The organism is Rhizobacter sp. P3_B12, from assembly GCF_056402895.1.
On record NZ_JBFUGN010001716.1, the window covers coordinates 1 to 606 of the forward strand.

Annotated in this window: 1 protein-coding gene; it reads left to right on the forward strand. The window is 70.1% G+C overall.

The features are described 5' to 3' along the window. Positions 1–514: methyltransferase domain-containing protein (locus AC1D01_RS37840; protein WP_477875113.1), on the forward strand; the 514-nt coding region annotated here is incomplete at its 5' end. Between the last annotated feature and the right edge of the window lie 92 nt (positions 515–606).

The window sequence follows — 606 nt, forward strand, 5'->3', positions numbered from 1 at the left end:
GGCCACGTTCGATCATGTGTTCGTCTGCTTCGTGCTGGAGCACCTCGGTCAGCCGGTGCAGGTGCTGGGAACGCTGGCGCGGCTGCTGAAGCCGGGCGGCCGCATCACGGTGATCGAGGGGGATCACGGCACGGTGTGCTTTCATCCCGAGGGCGCGGCGGCGCGGGCGGCGATTGCCTGCCAGGTCGAGTTGCAGCGGCGTGCGGGCGGCAATGCGCTGATCGGGCGGACGCTGCATCCGCTGCTGGTCGAGGCGGGGTTCGACGATGTCAGGGTGAGCCCACGGCAGGTGTATGCGGATGCCAGCCGGCCGGGTTGGGTCGACGGGTTCACGCGCAAGACCTTCAACGCGATGATCGAAGGGGTGAGGGCGCCGGCGTTGGCGGCGGGGCTGGCGACGGCGGAGGGGTTCGATGCGGGGTTGCGGGAGCTGCAGCGGACGGCCGAAGGCGACGGCGTGTTCTGCTACACCTTCTTCAAGGGCGTGGCCAGCATGCCGGGCGTCCGCCGGTGAGGTCGATGCGGCTCATCGGGTCAGGCCTTTCAGCGCCCGCGCCCCGTCCGGCTCCGCCTCGCAGTCGGCGATGTACTGCCGGATGATCTCGG